Genomic DNA, 15993 nt, shown 5'->3' on the forward strand with positions numbered 1-15993 from the left:
CCGCCACACACGCCACCCACGCCCCAGACACCACACGCCAGCCACCCCACACAACCACACCAACCAAGACAACCCACACCACACAGCAAGCCTGGAACGGGACCGGCTCACCCGCCTCGCCGTGCCCTACCTGGAACACCTCCGCCCCGAACACGAGGCGGAAGACGCACACGAGATCACCCTCACCTTCACCCTGTGGGCAGGCCCGCAACCGGCCGCGCCACTCGACCACGACTGCGACAGGGCTACCGACGCAGCCGGCCGCGGCACCGGGCATGCCGCCGGCGCTCACCGAGGACCCCCACCAGGCGGAGCTCGACCTCACGCACCAAGACTCCGACGAACTGCGCGCGCTTCGAGGCGCGCCCGGTCTGCACAGTCGTCAACGTCGTCGCCCCAGGGGAGCCGGTGGCCTCCTGCTCCGGCCGTCCCGACGAGTTCAGTGACGTCGTGGCCGACCGCCCACCGCCCTGGACGCGGACACACCCGACTCACACACCTGCCCCGACAGCGTTCCTGCACCCGTCTCCGAGCCTGGTCCTTGCCCGCCCCACGGCCTCCTCGGCATGCGGTCCGGGCGTCGTCATGGCAGCTCGGTTGGTAGCCTTCGGCGATGGACAAGGCGTTGGACGAGGGGCCGTTCTTCCACGGCACGAAGGCCGACCTCAAGGTCGGAGATCACCTTACCGCCGGTTTCCGATCCAACTACCGGCCCGACATCGTGATGAACCATGTCTACTTCACCGCGTTGCGCGACGGCGCGGGACTTGCCGCCGAGCTCGCACCCGGCGACGGGGCCCCGCGGGTGTACGTGGTGGAACCGACCGGAGAGTTCGAGAACGATCCGAACGTCACCGACAAGAAGTACCCCGGCAATCCCACCCGCTCGTACCGCAGCAGAGACCCGCTCCGGATCGTCGGCGAGGTCACGGACTGGACGCGGCAGACACCCGAGGCTCTCCGGATGTGGCGGGACCGGCTGGCCGCCGGCCGTCTGGACGGTCGCGCCGAGATCGTCAACTGATCGTCGTGCCGTGACGGGAGGGCGGTCCCGTCCGTCGGCTGGTCGCTGCTGACGAAAACCGTCGGTACGCCGGACGATGCCCGGGGGCCGCCTTTGAGTTCGCGGCCCTCGGGCTGTGTCAGGCGGGCGGATCAGCAGGGACCGAGGTCCTGCCAGACGCCCCACTCACCGGTGGTGCCGGGTTCCTCGCCCGTCGTCCACCACTTGGCCTTCCAGTTGTGGCCCTTGTACGAGACCTGCTGGCCGCCGGTGTACACCTTGTCCTTGGCCCAAGGCGCGGCGGTGCACTGGTTGCCGGAGCCGCCGGTGATGGTGAGGGAGTAGGCGGCCGAGTGGCTGCCCGAGGTGCCCGCGCCGGTCACGGTCACGGTGTAGGTACCGGAGGCCGCGGCCGAGGTGGTGGCCAGGGTGAGGGTGGAGGTGCCGCCCGCGGTGACCGACGTCGGGCTGAGGGAGGCGGTCACGCCCGCCGGGGCCCCGCTGACGGTCAGCTTCACGCTCTGGGCGTTCCCCGTGGTCACGGCGGTCTTCACGGTGGCCGTAGCGGACTGGCCGGCCGTCACGGAGCCGGAGGACGGAGTGAGCGCGACGGAGAAGTCGTTCGACGGTGTGGTGGAGCCGCCACCGGTGAACGGCGCGAAGATGTGCGTGAAGTCCCACGTGTTCTGCTGGATGCCGGAGCAGTTGTCGGCGGCGGCACCGCCCGCGCAGCTGCCGTTGTCCCGCTGCAGCGCCCAGAAGGACAGGGTGTTGATGCCCTTGGCGACCGCCCAGTCGTACACGGTGCGGGCGTTGTCCAGGGTGAAGGTCTCCGCCTTGCCGAAGTCGTCGACGCCCGGCATTTCCGTGACGCCGACCATGTTCCACAGTTGGGTCGAGGTCTTGCCCGGGTAAAGCTGCGCGAGCAGGTCGTACAGGCCTTGGGCGGCGGTCTGGGTGTCCTTCGCCATGTCGTGGGCCTGGTTGTCGTAGTAGTCGAACGTCATCAGGTTGACGACGTCGACCCGGGTGCCGTTGGCGACCGCGTTGCGCAGCAGCGCCTCGCCGGTGTCCCCGAGGCCGTGCGTGGTGGTCGGCAGGGTGTAGGAGATCTCCACCTTGCGCCCGTTCGCCGCGGCCCAGTCCTCGACCAGCTTGATGGCCTTGTTGCGGCGGTCGATGGCGGCGGTGTTGTCGAGCGAGTCGACCTCGATGTCCATGTCGAGCCGCGAGATGTCGTAGGTCGTGATGACCTTCTCGTACGCGGCGGCGATCTGCTGTACGTCGGTGCAGCTGTCGGCGATCTCGGTGCCGGTGGTGTCGGCCGTGTACCCCCCGAACGAGGGGATGACGTCACCGCCGTTGTTCTGGATGGTCTTGATGTCGGCACCGAACGTCGAGGCGGCGACCGGCATGCTCGTGTCGCCGTTCCAATACGGCGTGCAGGAGCCCTTCGAGGCGGTCTGCAGGAACGCCATCGTCAGGTGCTTGGCGCCCGACTGGGCGGACAGGGCGGCGGGGCTCTCGCCGGTCCACGCCTCGAAGTAGGGGGCGAAGACGTGGTTCGGCAGGGGCGTCGCGGCCTGGGCGGTGCCGGTTCCCGTGAGGGCGAGGCCCGTCGCGGCCGCCAGGGTGGCGGCCGCCGTGAGGGCTGCGCGGAAGGAGCGCACGAGTCTCATGTCAGTCCCGGTGTGTGGAAGGGTGGCCGATGTCCCTGTGGGGACAGGGAGTTGCCGACTACTGGGATAGCGCTCGCCGGAATGCCGGGTCAATGGTCTGGACCAAAAAGGGACTAGACCAATTCGCGGTCGCCCGACGCCCCGCCCCTGACCAGGGCGCCCCACGGCGGACTGGACCACGCTCGAACTTCCGGCGCGGGGCGCGCTCGCCACTGCGAGGCGGACCAGCCATACGCGTGCTCATGCTCGGTACCCTCACCACCCTCTTCAAAGCGGTGAGGAGGCGCGGAGGGCGGCGGCGGGCACGGACGGCGGCGCGGCACGGGTGCAGCGAGCGGGACGGCGGGCACGGCCGCAGGACGGGGGACGGCAGGCGGCCGGGCCTCCGGACGGCGGACAGGCGGCGCGGGACAGACGGGCGGCGGTCAGGCGCCGCACGGCCGGATCGGTCGGGCCGTCAAGACGCCGCGCAGCTCGGCGCAAGGCTCCGGACGGCCAGGGACCGGCGCGGTGCGGTGAGCGGGACGGCGGACCGCCGACGGGTGACCGGAGGCCAGGCGCGGGCGGCCAGGGACGCGGACGGGACCACGGCGGCCGGACGGCGGGAGGCGGCCTCCGAGCATGGCACCGCGCGGCCGCAGCACGGCGGGGGCAACGCGGCCGGCGCGGGGACGCCGGCAGCACGGCGGGGGCCCGGGCGCAGGACGGCCGGGCCCAGGGCGTACCCATCCGGTCGAAGCGCAAGTAGGCCGTGTTGCGGTGCTGGTGGTGCTGGAACGGCCCGGCCAGCAGGGTCACCGCGGTGAGCGGGAACGGCCGTGCGGCGGCGGCTCGCCGGTGTGCTGTCCGCGCGGTCCGCCGGGCGGCTTGGGCGGTGCCGCCGTCCGTGTCCGACAGGGCCGCCGCCGTGGCACCGGCCACGGTGAGGAAGGAAGGTCTGCCGAGCGGCGGGGTCACGAAGTCCGCCGCGTCGATGGCAGGGGTGCGGATGCCGATCCCCACCCGGCAAGGCATCGTCGAAATATCGAAAGCTGTGCGACATGCTGTGCGAGGGTCTACGGTGACGGACTTGCTCAATGTCAACGGCACAGGCGAGAACATCCGCCGGGGCCCCGCTCCCTGACACTCCCGGCCCGGTGGCTACGATCCCTGCCCATGTCCGTACGCGCACCCGGCGGTACCTCCCGGCCGAGACGGCTCACCCGCACGGCGTTCCTGCTGGCGGGCGGCCTGTTGCTCCTGTCCGGCGGCGAGGACCGGCTGGGCGGGCCCCCGCCGCGCCCGGTGGGACCGCCCGCCGTCACCGCGTGCCGGACGCGATCGGGGGACCTGATCGCCGACGTGGACAACGACGGCCTGCAGGACCGGATCACCGACCCGTCCCGCCGGGGTGCCCTGCTGGCCGTCACCTTCGCCGTCGGCACGCCCCGCGAAACGACGGTCCCGGCACGGGGGTTGGCCGATCGCACCGCTGGCCGGCAGGAGTACGTGAGCGCCGCCGTCGCGGACTTCGACCGGGACGGCTGGAACGACCTGGTCGTCGTGGCGGGGAAGGAGCAGGGCGGCGACGACCCGGTCCGGCCCCGCGTGGCCGAACTGAGGCTGGGGCCCTTCTCCGACACCGGCCGCAGCCGGCGCACGGTCCCCCTCGACCTGGGGGCCACGAAGGACATCGCGGTGGCCGACTACGACCACGACCGGTATCCCGACCTGACGGCGTACACGTACACCGGAGACGGCACCTACGAGATCCAGGGCCGCCTCGGCGACCCGCACACGGGCCTCTCGCCCAACGCCCGCGCGTACACGACGGACACCGCCGCCACGGGCTACCACCCCCCGTCCCCGCTTCCCCACGCGGGCCTGGCCCCGTTCTACCCTCCCTGCGGGACACGGGCGCGAGCCGGATGACCCCTGGGCCCCCCGAGGACAAGGGGGAACCTCCCGGCCAGGGGCCCAGTCCGGTCCGCTGGGTGGCGGCCGGCGTACCGCGCGCGAGCCGCGGCTTCACCGCACCTTCACCGACAAGGAGTTGCCGGAGGTGCTGACCACGCTGTCGATGGTGCACCGGCGACACACTGTGCGGGGTGTGGGTCGATGCGGCGCGGCGGCTCGCCGGGGGGCGGGCGGGGTGGTGTGTGCCGCTGTGTTGGTCGTGGCAGCCGGATGGTAGGCGCCGCATCCCCAACTGGGGCCCGTTGCCGGGAGAACGATGTAATTTCCGCCTCGTGTACACCTGGTAGAGCATCAGCGGGCCTGGCACCGTCGACGACCTTGTCGCGGACTCCCATGCGGCCGGCCGTCCGGACATGACCGCACGGCGCATCCACGACTGGATCGCCAAGGGGCTGCTGGACCAGCCGCGGCTGCGTACCCGGCGCCGCGGCTCGGACAAGACCGAGCACAGCGCCGGCTGCTGCCCCTGCTCCACCACGCCGGCGTAGAGCCGAGGCTACCCATCAACCCGGTTCAGGAACAGGCACTCACCTTGTTCTTTGACCTTCGTCCGGTCCTGGCATGGTGGCTGGCAGGCCTGAGCATGAGCGGTCGAATCGGGATGCGTTGTTGGGCAAGGCAGTTGCATACTCACCGCATGGCCTTGTTCTCTGCTCGGTTCCGGGACCCGCGCAGTACCGAGTACGACTTCATCAGCTTGATCATTGTGCGGTGCCCCGGTTGTGAGAAGGCCGCCCGTGTCGTTCCGGCGCCCGAAGACTCCGGTCCCGGGGGGCGAATTCTGTTCAGGCCGCGGCGCCTGGTCTGTCATGGCTGCGGACTGTCACGGGTGTGGAGCGGCCGTCATGTCACGCTCTCTGCCGGGACAGCTCAACCAGGGACGGATCCGTACTTCGGTATGCCGCTGTGGCTCCAGGTCGAGACTCGGCACGGGTGGTTGTGGGCGTACAACCTCGAACATCTCGACTTGATCCGTCGTTTCGTCCAGGCGTCGCTGAGGGAACGAGCGCCCTGGTACGACACTGGTCAGAAGATGACCTTGGTGGCCCGGCTTCCGGCATGGATCAAGCGGGCGAAGAACCGCGACGAGATCCTGCGTGCCGTCAGCCGGATCCACGCCTCACTGGTTGCCACCTGACTTGCTTACCAGCGTCCGAACGGCACTCGAACTTGATCTCTGGTTCCGCTGTTCGGCGGACGTGCGGGCGGCCTTCGCACGATCATGTGCTCCGACCAAGGCCCCACATCTCACCTGTCCGGCCCGGGCGCCGAAACCCTCAACGCCCGGCCCAGGCAGGCCACTTGGCTCGAAGAACCGGCGGCCCGTCACCCGCTACGACGTGGGCAAGACCGTGAAACAACCCGAGAGCATCACCGAACGAAATCGACTCAGACCATAAAGAACAAGCTCACGGCTGCTCACTCAGCAGCCTTTCTGTCACCAGACCTTGGAGGGGTGCGCGGCCGTTGGCGCTCGCCCTGCGGTCCGAACATGATCAGGTACTCGACCGGACCGCTGGGGCTGGAGTTCGCCACCCCGTGCGGGGTGAGGGTGTCGAACTCGGCGACGTCCCCGGGGGTCAGGACGAGGTCTTGGTCGCCGAGTGCGAGCCACAGTCGTCCGTACAGGACGCACAGCCACTCGTAGCCGTCGTGCGAGACCTGACGGGGCCGCTTGGGCCGGTCCTTGAGGGCGGGCAGGACGTGTTTGTGGGCGTGCAGGCCGCCGACGTACCGGGTCAACGGCAGCACCGCCTTGTCATCCCCGAAGCTCAGCGGCGCGGTAGCGCGCGGCTTGGCCGCGGGGGCGGGCGCCGTGCCGGCCAGCTCGTCCAGGGAGACGCCGTACTCCTTCGACAGTTGCAGCAGCACCTCCAGGGTGGGCTTGCGTCGGCCGGTCTCGATCCGGGACAGCGTGCTGGGCGAGATGCCGGTCGCGCGGCTGACACCGGCGAGCGTCGCACCGCGGTGCTCGCGTGCGGCCCGCAACCGGGGCCCCATCGCGGCCAGTGTGCCGTCCACGTCGTCGGCTGCCACCTTTCACGCTCCTTCTTGAGCCGCTGCACCGCTCTGTCCTGCAAGGTTGCCAGAGTGGCAAGGCTGATCGCGTCGGGAGGGTGCCGCACCGCATGATCGATGGGTAGCCGCGTCACCGGGAACCGAGGAGAAGCCCATGCAGTTCGAGCCGACCGCCGAGCTCCGCCACCGCACCGTGCAAGCCCCGGCCGGGCGTCTGCACCTGGTCGAGCAGGGCACAGGCCCGCTGGTACTGCTCGTGCACGGCTTCCCCGAGTCCTGGTACTCCTGGCGCCGCCAGCTCCCGGCCGTCGCCGCGGCCGGCTACCGGGCAGTGGCGATCGACGTGCGCGGTTACGGCCGCTCCTCCAAGCCGGAGGCGACCGACGCCTACCGCATGCTCGATCTGGTGGAGGACAACGTCGCCGTCGTGCGTGCCCTCGGCGAGGAAAGCGCGGTGGTCGTCGGCCACGACTGGGGCTCCACCATCGCCGCCACCTCGGCCCTGCTCCACCCCGAGATCTTCCGCGCCGTCGGCCTGCTGAGCGTCCCCTACGCGCCGCCCGGCGGGCCCCGCCCCAGCGACGTCTTCGGACAGATCGGCGGCCCCGAGCAGGAGTTCTACGTCTCCTACTTCCAGAAGCCCGGCCGCGCCGAAGCGGAGATCGAGCCCGACGTCCGGGGCTGGCTCGCAGGCTTCTACGCGGCCCTGTCCGCCGACACCATGCCCGCCCAGGGCGAGCCCGACCCGCACTTCGTCGCCCGCGGCGGTGGCCGGCTACGCGACCGCTTCCCCGACGGCCCGCTCCCGGCCTGGTTGAGCGAGGAAGACCTCGACGTCTACGCCGGGGAGTTCGAGCGCACCGGCCTGACCGGCGCACTCAACCGATACCGCAACATGGACCGGGACTGGGAAGACCTTGCCCCGCACCGCGGAGCCCCGATCAAGCAGCCGTCCCTGTTCGTCGGCGGTGCCCTGGACGCCTCCACCACCTGGATGTCCGACGCCATCGACGCCCACCCCACCACCCTCCCCGGCCTGTCGGCCTCCCACCTCCTGGACGGCTGCGGCCACTGGATCCAGCAGGAGCGCCCCGACGAGGTCAACCGCCTGCTGACCGACTGGCTCGCCACCCTCCAGGGATGAACCAGGCAATCCAGGCGTAGCAGTCCGCGCACTGGCGCGGTGCCCGAGGCGGCAGCGGAGCTGTGATCCACGGAGTGCGGGTCGGCTGTCGGAGACGGAGAACCGCGTGGGCTTGTCAGCCTCGGCGAGGAGCCCGGCCCGCATCAGGACCAGGCGGGTGGTCAACGTGCGGGTGGGAGCCACGGGCAGCGAATCGCTCGGCGGCTTCCAGCCGGATCCGCGCGCGAAACGCCTGCCGTTCGTGCGTCAGCCCGCCACCTCGCGGATACCTCACCCAACAGGCATACCGCTCCGATCGCACATCGTCCGTCCCTGCCGGCATCACGTTGCAAAGGTCAGGAGCGCCAGATTGCCTTTCGTTGAAGCGAGTTCGGCCCTGCCGACGTCCTCGTATGACCCCGTCAGGGTGGCCCGGTGACCGACGCGGGCGTGGACAGAATGAACCGCTTCCGGGCCGATGCGGCATCCCGGGGTCTGCCGACGGCCGGTTCCCCGGCGGTCGGCAGCGGCCCTCCCCGCCCACGCTCACCGGGTCCGTGCCGCCACTGTTGCTGGTCGTCGCTCGGTGTGCCCCGGGCCACGGCAGCGGCCGTGGGGAACCGGGCTGGTCAGTGGTCGCCGGATCGCGGGGCTCGCCCGCCGCCGCCCGTGGCCCGGGCGGCGGGCTCAGCGGCCCAGCGGCCCAGCAGGTCGCGGATCGTCTGCGTGATCTCGTCGGGCGCCTCCTCCGCCATGAAGTGCCCCGCCCTCGTGAGCCAGGGGTCCAGGTCCGTGCCCACGCGTGCCACGGGAGATGACCGGCATCATCCGCGGACCCGCTCCCACGCCTGCTCCTCCCGCCTGGGCCGGGCAACGGGACCTCCGGACCGGCCCGACCGTATGTGCACAAGGGAGGCCATGACTTGGTCTTCAACGTCCGGCGTCGATTGGTGCCTCGAACTTGATCACTCGGTTCGATGTCCGGCGTACACGGAGGCGGCCTTCGTGGTGGGTGAACAGCCGTGGTCACGGAGGGCCCTGCGCCCTGGTGGCCCGCGGTCGGGTCCATCACGCATCCCTGCCACCCCATAAGGGGTGCCTGGACGAAGGAGGCCACGTCACAGCCCGTAGCGCCCTACCTCCGAGCCCGGTCCTTCAGGGCCGGGTCGAGATGACCGATGAAGCCGACCAGAGCGGCCGCGACAGCGTTGGGGTGTTCGTCCGGGATGAAGTGGCCGGCGTCCGGCACGACGATCCCGGTGGTGTCGTCGGCCCACGGCCGGATGGAAGCCGCCATGTCAGGGACGGAACCGTGGCTGCTGGAAATCCCGAGAACCGGCACCGTCAGGTGGTGCTGTTCAAGGGCCTCGTGGTTCTTCCGCGCCGATTCGGCGGCGTCCCGGTAGTAGGCCAGGGAAGCGCGGAGCCCGCCGTCAGCGGCGATGGCCGCGGCGTACTGCTCGATCTCGGCGTCGTCGAAGGTGTCGGAGGCGAGGGCCTTGGCCTTCAGGAACCAGCCGACGTACTCGCGTTCACGGCCTGTGAGCAGTGTTTCGGGCAGGTCGGGCACGAGATGGAATGCGAAGTGCCAAGTCTTCCACGCCACCTCGGGGTCGGTCGGGATGGTGTCGGGGAGGGTGATGCCCGGGATACCGGCGTCGAGCAGCGCGAGGCCATGCAACCTGCTCTCGTACTTCAGGGCGAGGGAGAAGGCGACCCAGGCGCCGATGTCGTGGGCGGCCAGCCAGTATGTCGACACTCCGAGCGCTTGCACCGCGGCGTGGACGTACGCGGCGACCGTGTGCGTGTCGTAGCTGCCGTCCGGGCGTTCGGAGTGGCCCTGGCCCGGCAGGTCGATCGCGATGACGTGGCACCGGTCGGCCAGGCCGGGCATCACCTTTCGCCATGCCCACCAGGTCTGCGGGAATCCAGCGAGCAGCACGACGGCTGGGCCGTTCGGCTGACCGCCCTCGACCGCATGAAGCCGGACACCGCCTGCGTCGACCCAGCGGTGGGTGAAGCCGGCCAGGTCGTGCAGTGGCAGGTCGCGGACCGGGTTGTCGGGGACGCGGGCGGTGGTTGCCGGGTCAGTCATGGTCTTCCTCCATCGGTATCGGGTGTCCTGGTTCGGTATGTCAGCCGGGGCGGGGCCCGCGAGCGCGGTGGACACGACGAGAGCGGCACCCGTGTGCACGCGTTCCGGTCACATCGGATATTTATGGTGTTCAGCGCCATTCTGGCTCGCCGTGGGTGCCCGTGCGGAGCCCGTCGTTGAGGCGCGGGGTGCAGAGCCACTCGGTGCGGCAGCCGCTCAGGTCATGGTGGTGGCTGGGCGGCTGAGTGCGCTCGCGAGGGTCGTCGCCATGACGGCGGCGGCGAGGATCAGGGTGGCGAAGTCCTGGTTGCTGCTCTGGCCGAGGAGTCCGAGGGCCGGCGTGGGCACGATCGTGCCCGTGTAGGCGAACAGGAAGTACGTAGAGAGCAGATCCGCCCTGCGCCGCGGGCCGGCGAGCCGCTGGGCGACTCCGACGCCGCCGCGGAAGACCAGGCCGATGCCGGTATCCGCCAGAGGTGTTCCGGCGGCGAACGTGGGCAGTGACCGTGCCCACAGGCCGGTCTCGGACACCACGACGCCCGCTGTGAGGAACGTTGGTGCCGGCCGGCGCCCGGAGATCCGCCGCTCCGGGACGGCCACCTGCGCGATCAGGGCGACGATGGACAGCAGCCCGACCTGTGCGCCGAGAGCCGCGACGTCGTGGACGTGCAACTGTTCGCGGAGGAAGGCAGGCACCAACGACGAGAGGAGTCCGCTGACCGCGAACGCGGCGAGAACGGCCGCGGCCGCCCGCAGGAACTCGGTCCGCGCTGTCCGCGGGCCGGGAATGGCGGGGCGGCGGATCGGCGACGCAAGGCGCTGCCGGGCCGTGACGGTCTCCGGGGTGACGACGACGGCCAGGAACGCCGGGACCAGGCTGGCGAGGCAGGTCCAGAACACCGGGTGCGTGGGAGCGGTCCCGTACTGTGCGAACAGGGCGGCGGCAATGGCGTCCAGTCCCCAGTCCGGCCATGTTCGGCACCGTGGAGACGGTCGACGCTCGCCGGGTGTGCTCGGCTCCGGCGAGTTCACCGAGCGCCGCGGTCGCCGTGACGGTGAAGACGCCGGCGCTCAGGCCGCACAGGGACCGTGCCGCCGGCAAGGTTCCGACGTCATGGGCGACGAGGAACAGCACCGTGCTCGTCGCCGCGGCCAGCAGGGCGGCGGCCAGGAGGGGACGGCGGCCCGCGCGGTCGGAAAGCGACGCGAACAGCATCAGCGCGAGCACCGTCCCAGGGCGTAGGCGGCGAAGACCAGCGTGGTGGTGAAGGGCCCGAAGCCCATCTGCGGCACCCGGAACGCATACAGCGGAATCGGCACCGTCCCGCCCAGCATGAGCAGGGTGTACACAGTGGCTACCAGCCAGAACCCGGCGCCCCTCGGAGGCGGGACCGACGTGTGTGCGGACGTCTGGCGCGATGCCGTTGATCATCGTGCGGCCTTTCGGGTGAGGGACCCGCCAAACCCTCACGCTAGCCATCTTGGATCGATCGGTCAAAGATGATGACCGATCGGTCCAAGATGCGGGTAGGCTCGCAGCGGAGCCGTGAAACGGGAGGTGCACGCCATGTCCGGCCGGAAGCAGTTCGACGTCGGTACGGCCCTGGACCAGGCCATGCGAGTGTTCTGGCAGCGCGGATACGCGGAAGCCTCGCTCGATGCCCTCGGTTCCGCCACCGGTCTCGGCCGCGGCTCCCTCTACGGCGCCTTCGGCAGCAAAGACACCCTCTTCCGCCAGTGTCTCGACCGCTACGCGTCGGTCTACGGCGCGCAGTACGAACAGGCGCTGACGGCACACCCGGGTGACCCGGTACGTGCGGTCGAGGCATTCTTCGACGTCGTCCTGAGCCGCATCGCCGACCCGTCGGTCCCCGTGGGATGCCTCATCGCACAGTCCGCCGCACAGTCACCGACTCTGAAGGAGGAAAACAGCACTCACGTGCGCGGCCTGCTCGACCGGCAGCGCCAACGGGTGCGCACGGCGCTGGCGGGCTCCTCGGCCGACACCCGGACACTTGACGAACTCGCCGCGTTCGTCGTCGCCGTCAACCAGTCGCTGGCCGTACTGAGCCGTGCCGGCGCTTCGGACGCCGAGCTGCGCTCCGTGGCCCGGCTCGCTTCCACAACGGTGGCAGACACTCTTGGCCGGGCGGCATCGGCGGATGTCGCCCAAGGCTGACGGGCACCGGCTCCGCCGGGAGGGGGCCTGCTTCGGGCGACTGTCCCAGCGGTGGGTACTGACCGAAGCCGGCCAATGCCAGGTCGGCAGGCTTACATAAACGCCTTCCGCCACCACCTCACCGGCGGCAAGCGGTTCGACGCGATGCTGACCGGCACGCGACACCCCCTGGCACGCATCGCCTTCCTCGACATGACAGCCGAGCGCCGCTGACTGCGCTCTGCTCCTCCGTCATCGGCCCCTCGCGCCGAGGAGCGCTGTCACGAGCCGACGCGCGTACGCGGCGTCGAGTCCGTCCGGGCGGAAGAGGATGCGGTACATCAGGGGGGCGACGACGTGATCCATGACCGTCTCGACGTCGGGTGCCTCCTCCCCCCGTCCGGTCGCGCGGGTGAGGATGACGTCGATCTGTTCGGCGGCGTACGCGGAGCACTGGCCGGCGTTGCCACCGTCCGGGTCGCCGAGCAGGGCGTCACGGACATAGGCGCGGCCGGCGGGAGAGGACATTTCGTCGAGGAACTGCTCGGCCCAGACCGTCAGGTCGAGTGACAGGGCGCCGTGATCCCTGGGCGCGGTCTCAGGGCGCAGACGCTCGACCGCCACGTCCGACAACAGCTCCTGCAGATCCCCCCAGCGGCGGTAGACGGTCGAGGGTGTCACACCCGCGCGCAAGGCGATCATCGGCACCGTCAGCGCGTCCCGGCCCACCTCCGAGGTGAGTTCGCGTACGGCGGCGTGCACCGACGCCTGCACCCGGGAACTGCGCCCCCCGGGACGTACCATCTGCCTGCTCATGGAGTCCATCTTAAAGCGAAATCATTGCGTCTGACGGCGGCCCCCTGCGCCTCTGTGCGGCCAACGGGCCGCCCTCCGACGGCCTTCTCTCCGCGCGTCGTCCGCTTCTGCGCCGCCTCGGTGCGCGCCGGCAACGGGCAAGGCCCCTGTCCGCTGCATCGCCCCCCCCCGGCCCCGCCACGGCTCGGCGCCCGTGGGGAACGTCCGCACAGGCTCTGTCGTCGGGGGCGGACGAGTGCCCGGCGGCGGCTGCGGCGGAGCCGTCGGGCATCGGCCCTGCCGGAGTGATGCCGCCGGGTCCGTATTCGCTCACGCCGCGCGTGCGAGGTCACGGACGGGCTGGGTCTGCTCATAGGCGTGGCCGACCCGCAGGAGCAGGCTCTCCTCGAGCGGTCGCCCGAGCAGTTGCATGCCGATCGGCAGGCCCGCCGTGTCGTGGCCGACGGGCAGGGACAGGGACGGTATCCCGGTGATGTTGGCAGGGGCCGACAGGCGTACGTAGGCGTCGGAGACACCCTCGACAGCGCCGTCGGCCCAGGTGATCGTCTCCTGACCGGCCCTGACGGCGGTCGCCGGGACGGTGGGGGCGGCGATCAGGTCGACGTCCTCGAGCATGCGGGCCCATTCCTGGCGCATGAGGGTCCGGGAGCGCTGGGCGCGCAGGTAGTCCCCGGCGGTCATCAGTTCGCCGGCCTCGAGGAGGATGCGGACATCGGCCTGGTAGAGCTCGGGGACCGTGCGCAGGGTGTCCGCGTGGTAGGCGGTGGCCTCGGGCACCATCAGACCCCACTGGGTGGCCTGGACGTAGCGCGTCATGGGGATCTCGACCTCGACGAGGCGTGCGCCGAGGGCTTGAAGCTGGTCGATGGCATGCCGGACGGCGGCTTCGATCTCGGGGGCGATGTGGTCGAAGTAGTAGTTCCGCGGCACCCCGATCCGCAGCCCCTTCAACTCCACGGCCGCGGGCGGCCGGTAGTCGATGGCGGGTGCGGTCAGGGAGGCTGGGTCGAGGGGGTCGTGTCCGGTCAGGGCGGTCAGGACCAGGGCCGCGTCCTCCACAGTGCGGGTGATCGGGCCGACGTGGTCCAGCGACCAGGACAGGGACGCGACGCCGTGGCGCGGGAGAAGGCCGTAGGTCGGCTTGAGGCCGACCACCCCGTTGAGCGCGGAGGGCACCCTGATGGATCCGCCGGTGTCGGTGCCCAGGGCGAAGGTGGCCATGCCCGCCGCGACGGCGACGGCGGATCCGCCGCTGGAGCCGCCGGCGACCCGGCCTGTGTCCCAGGCATTGTGGGTCTGCGGGGTGGTCAGGCCATAGGCGAACTCGTGCGTGTGCGTCTTGCCCAGCAGGACCGCACCGGCCCGCGTCAGCCGCGCGGCGACCGTGCTGTCGGTCTGCGCGCGATGGTCGGCGCGGACCCGGGAGCCGGCCGTTGTCGCCACGCCTGCCACGTCGATCAGATCTTTGACGCCCATGGGAATGCCGTGCAGCGGACCGCGATAGCGGCCGGCCGCGATGTCGTGTGCGCCTTCACGCGCGGCCCTGCGGGCACGCTCGGCGGTGACGGTGACGTAGGCATGAAGGTGCGGCTCCGCCTGTGCGATGCGCTCAAGGACGGAGTCCGCCAGTTCGACAGGCGACAGCTGCCGGGCCCGGATGGCGTCGGCGGCTTCGGTCAGGGACAGTTCATACGGCTGCATCGCGCATCTCCCGGACCGCGCGGTAGGCGGGGGCGGGCGGGGTGTCCCCGAAGTCCAGCTCCCGCAGGACCGCGACGACCGAATGGATGTGGTTGGCGGTGGCCGCGACCGCGGCGTGGCGGTCGGACGGCAGCAAGAGCCCGCCACGGGCGGCCCAGCGGGCCGCTTCGGGCGGGGTGAGGTCTTCGGCGGACATGAGACTCCCCTCTTCTCGGGCCGGAGCGGTGCCGCGCACCCTCTCACTCAAAAGCTAAGAGTTTGCGTTAGCTCACTGTAGGCGCCTACGATGCTCTAAAGCAAATAAATAGCGTTTAGGCGCACAACGGCCTTCCACTCCGAGACCCGAAGGACAGAACGATCATGAGCACCGCACCGGCCCCCGATCCGGCCGCCGCTCCTTCCTGGACAGTGGGCGACGTGGCCGTCCGTCGCATCGACGAGGTCCTCCTGCCACCCGCCACCGGGCCGTGGCTGCTGCCCGACGCCACCCCGGAGATCGTCGCCGCGCAGGACTGGCTGCGCCCCTGCTTCGCCGACGACAAGGGCACCCTCCGCCTGGACAGCCACAGCTTCGCGTTCACCCTCGGCGGCCTGCGCATCCTGGTCGACACCGGCATCGGCAACGGCAAGAAACGGGTCAACCCCGCCTGGCACGACCTGGACACCGCCTACCTTCAGGACCTCACCGCCGCCGGATTCCCCCCGGACTCGGTCGACCTGGTGATCCTCACCCACCTGCACGCCGACCATGTCGGCTGGAACACGCGGAAGGCGGACGGCGAGTGGGTTCCCACCTTCCCCCACGCCCGTTACCTGACCTCCCGCACCGAGCGGGAGTTCTGGGCCGCGTACGACATGGAGGAGGCGCGCGAGCAGATGTTCCGGGACTCCGTGATCCCCGTGGAGGAGGCGGGGCTGCTCGACCTCGTCGACGTTCCCGCCGAGGGCGTCGACGTCGTACCGGGCGTGCGTCTGCTGCCCACCCCCGGCCACACCCCGGGCCACGTCGCCGTGGAACTGACAAGCCGCGGCCGGAGAGCTCTGATCACCGGCGACTGCATCCACCACCCCGTCCAGCTCGCCCGCCCCGCCATCGGCTCCTGTGTCGACATCGACCCCGAGCAGTCCGAGACCTCGCGCCGCACGCTGCTCGCCTCGCTCACCGACACGGACACCCTCGTCCTGGGCACCCACTTCGCACCGCCCACGGCGGGCCATGTCGTCCGCCATGAGGGCGGCTACCGGCTGTCGCCCGTCCACGCCGACTCGCACTGACCGGCGACCGTCCGAGCCGTCAGGACTCCGCTCCCGTGTCGACCCGAACCTCCGGCCCGGTCGCACCGGGCCCGGACCGAACCGTCCCCGGCAGGGCTCCGCTTCCTGCATTCCGGCCCCCGCACAGGATCGGCCGGCATCAGCGGCTCGATCCGCTCCTACATCGCA

Annotated in this window: 17 protein-coding genes and 2 pseudogenes; 9 read left to right on the top strand and 10 right to left on the bottom strand. The window is 70.8% G+C overall.

What is annotated here, in order from left to right; genetic code table 11:
• Nucleotides 1-613: 613 nt before the first annotated feature.
• The gene (gene arr / locus ACZ5DC_RS39130; protein ID WP_468661022.1) at nt 614-1024 is read left to right on the top strand and encodes an NAD(+)--rifampin ADP-ribosyltransferase; all 411 of its coding nucleotides are present in this window, start codon (nt 614-616) and stop codon (nt 1022-1024) included.
• A 131-nt stretch (nt 1025-1155) separates the two neighbouring features.
• Here the strand turns inward: arr and ACZ5DC_RS39135 are convergent, their stop codons facing one another.
• Nucleotides 1156-2682 carry a chitinase gene (locus ACZ5DC_RS39135; RefSeq protein WP_468661024.1) on the bottom strand — a complete coding sequence of 509 codons (1527 nt, stop codon included), beginning with the start codon at nt 2680-2682 and terminating at the stop codon, nt 1156-1158.
• 1155 nt (nt 2683-3837) lie between these two features.
• Here ACZ5DC_RS39135 and ACZ5DC_RS39140 point away from each other — a divergent pair.
• The 4 genes and pseudogenes from ACZ5DC_RS39140 to ACZ5DC_RS39155 form a co-directional block, all read left to right on the top strand.
• Nucleotides 3838-4593: an FG-GAP repeat domain-containing protein gene (locus ACZ5DC_RS39140; protein ID WP_468661026.1), complete on the top strand. Its 756-nt coding sequence runs from the start codon at nt 3838-3840 to the stop codon at nt 4591-4593.
• Between the two features lie 398 nt (nt 4594-4991).
• Nucleotides 4992-5126, top strand: a complete 135-nt coding sequence (locus tag ACZ5DC_RS39145) for a hypothetical protein (protein WP_468661028.1) — start codon at nt 4992-4994, stop codon at nt 5124-5126.
• A 149-nt stretch (nt 5127-5275) separates the two neighbouring features.
• Nucleotides 5276-5776, top strand: coding sequence for a hypothetical protein (locus ACZ5DC_RS39150; RefSeq protein ID WP_468661030.1), 501 nt, complete (start codon nt 5276-5278; stop codon nt 5774-5776).
• A 103-nt stretch (nt 5777-5879) separates the two neighbouring features.
• Nucleotides 5880-6038 (top strand): annotated as a pseudogene (locus tag ACZ5DC_RS39155) (NF041680 family putative transposase); the annotation flags it as partial.
• 19 nt (nt 6039-6057) lie between these two features.
• Here the strand turns inward: ACZ5DC_RS39155 and ACZ5DC_RS39160 are convergent.
• The gene (locus tag ACZ5DC_RS39160) at nt 6058-6675 is read right to left on the bottom strand and encodes a helix-turn-helix domain-containing protein (protein WP_468661032.1); all 618 of its coding nucleotides are present in this window, start codon (nt 6673-6675) and stop codon (nt 6058-6060) included.
• Nucleotides 6676-6811: 136 nt separating this feature from the next.
• Here ACZ5DC_RS39160 and ACZ5DC_RS39165 point away from each other — a divergent pair, with 136 nt between their 5' ends.
• Nucleotides 6812-7801: an alpha/beta fold hydrolase gene (locus tag ACZ5DC_RS39165; RefSeq protein ID WP_468661034.1), complete on the top strand. Its 990-nt coding sequence runs from the start codon at nt 6812-6814 to the stop codon at nt 7799-7801.
• A 608-nt stretch (nt 7802-8409) separates the two neighbouring features.
• On the opposite strand, the gene ACZ5DC_RS39170 is transcribed toward ACZ5DC_RS39165, so the two are convergent.
• The 5 genes and pseudogenes from ACZ5DC_RS39170 to ACZ5DC_RS39190 form a co-directional block, all read right to left on the bottom strand.
• Nucleotides 8410-8580 (bottom strand): hypothetical protein, encoded by a 171-nt coding sequence (locus ACZ5DC_RS39170; RefSeq protein WP_468661036.1) that lies wholly within the window; start codon nt 8578-8580, stop codon nt 8410-8412.
• A gap of 335 nt (nt 8581-8915) precedes the next feature.
• Nucleotides 8916-9875 carry an alpha/beta fold hydrolase gene (locus ACZ5DC_RS39175; RefSeq protein WP_468661038.1) on the bottom strand — a complete coding sequence of 320 codons (960 nt, stop codon included), beginning with the start codon at nt 9873-9875 and terminating at the stop codon, nt 8916-8918.
• Between the two features lie 216 nt (nt 9876-10091).
• Nucleotides 10092-10775 (bottom strand): hypothetical protein, encoded by a 684-nt coding sequence (locus ACZ5DC_RS39180; RefSeq protein ID WP_468661040.1) that lies wholly within the window; start codon nt 10773-10775, stop codon nt 10092-10094.
• A gap of 145 nt (nt 10776-10920) precedes the next feature.
• Nucleotides 10921-11091, bottom strand: a pseudogene (locus tag ACZ5DC_RS39185) (MFS transporter); the annotation flags it as partial.
• Entirely contained in the window at nt 11091-11225 is a 135-nt protein-coding gene (locus ACZ5DC_RS39190; protein WP_468661042.1) for a hypothetical protein, read from the bottom strand. The pseudogene ACZ5DC_RS39185 and the gene ACZ5DC_RS39190, both read right to left, overlap by 1 nt.
• Nucleotides 11226-11442: 217 nt before the next feature.
• Here ACZ5DC_RS39190 and ACZ5DC_RS39195 point away from each other — a divergent pair, with 217 nt between their 5' ends.
• Nucleotides 11443-12054 carry a TetR/AcrR family transcriptional regulator gene (locus ACZ5DC_RS39195; RefSeq protein WP_468661044.1) on the top strand — a complete coding sequence of 204 codons (612 nt, stop codon included), beginning with the start codon at nt 11443-11445 and terminating at the stop codon, nt 12052-12054.
• A 75-nt stretch (nt 12055-12129) separates the two neighbouring features.
• Nucleotides 12130-12267 (top strand): hypothetical protein, encoded by a 138-nt coding sequence (locus tag ACZ5DC_RS39200; protein ID WP_468661046.1) that lies wholly within the window; start codon nt 12130-12132, stop codon nt 12265-12267.
• 18 nt (nt 12268-12285) lie between these two features.
• On the opposite strand, the gene ACZ5DC_RS39205 is transcribed toward ACZ5DC_RS39200, so the two are convergent.
• The 3 genes from ACZ5DC_RS39205 to ACZ5DC_RS39215 form a co-directional block, all read right to left on the bottom strand.
• Nucleotides 12286-12849 carry a TetR/AcrR family transcriptional regulator gene (locus tag ACZ5DC_RS39205; protein WP_468661048.1) on the bottom strand — a complete coding sequence of 188 codons (564 nt, stop codon included), beginning with the start codon at nt 12847-12849 and terminating at the stop codon, nt 12286-12288.
• A 309-nt stretch (nt 12850-13158) separates the two neighbouring features.
• The gene (locus ACZ5DC_RS39210; RefSeq protein ID WP_468661050.1) at nt 13159-14550 is read right to left on the bottom strand and encodes an amidase; all 1392 of its coding nucleotides are present in this window, start codon (nt 14548-14550) and stop codon (nt 13159-13161) included.
• Nucleotides 14537-14746 (bottom strand): hypothetical protein, encoded by a 210-nt coding sequence (locus ACZ5DC_RS39215; protein WP_468661052.1) that lies wholly within the window; start codon nt 14744-14746, stop codon nt 14537-14539. Before ACZ5DC_RS39215 ends, ACZ5DC_RS39210 begins: the two co-directional genes overlap by 14 nt.
• Before the next feature lie 164 nt (nt 14747-14910).
• Between ACZ5DC_RS39215 and ACZ5DC_RS39220 the strand changes: the two genes are divergently transcribed.
• Nucleotides 14911-15825 carry an MBL fold metallo-hydrolase gene (locus ACZ5DC_RS39220; RefSeq protein ID WP_468661054.1) on the top strand — a complete coding sequence of 305 codons (915 nt, stop codon included), beginning with the start codon at nt 14911-14913 and terminating at the stop codon, nt 15823-15825.
• The last annotated feature ends 168 nt before the right edge of the window (nt 15826-15993 follow it).

The organism is Streptomyces sp. NPDC031445 (assembly GCF_055581365.1).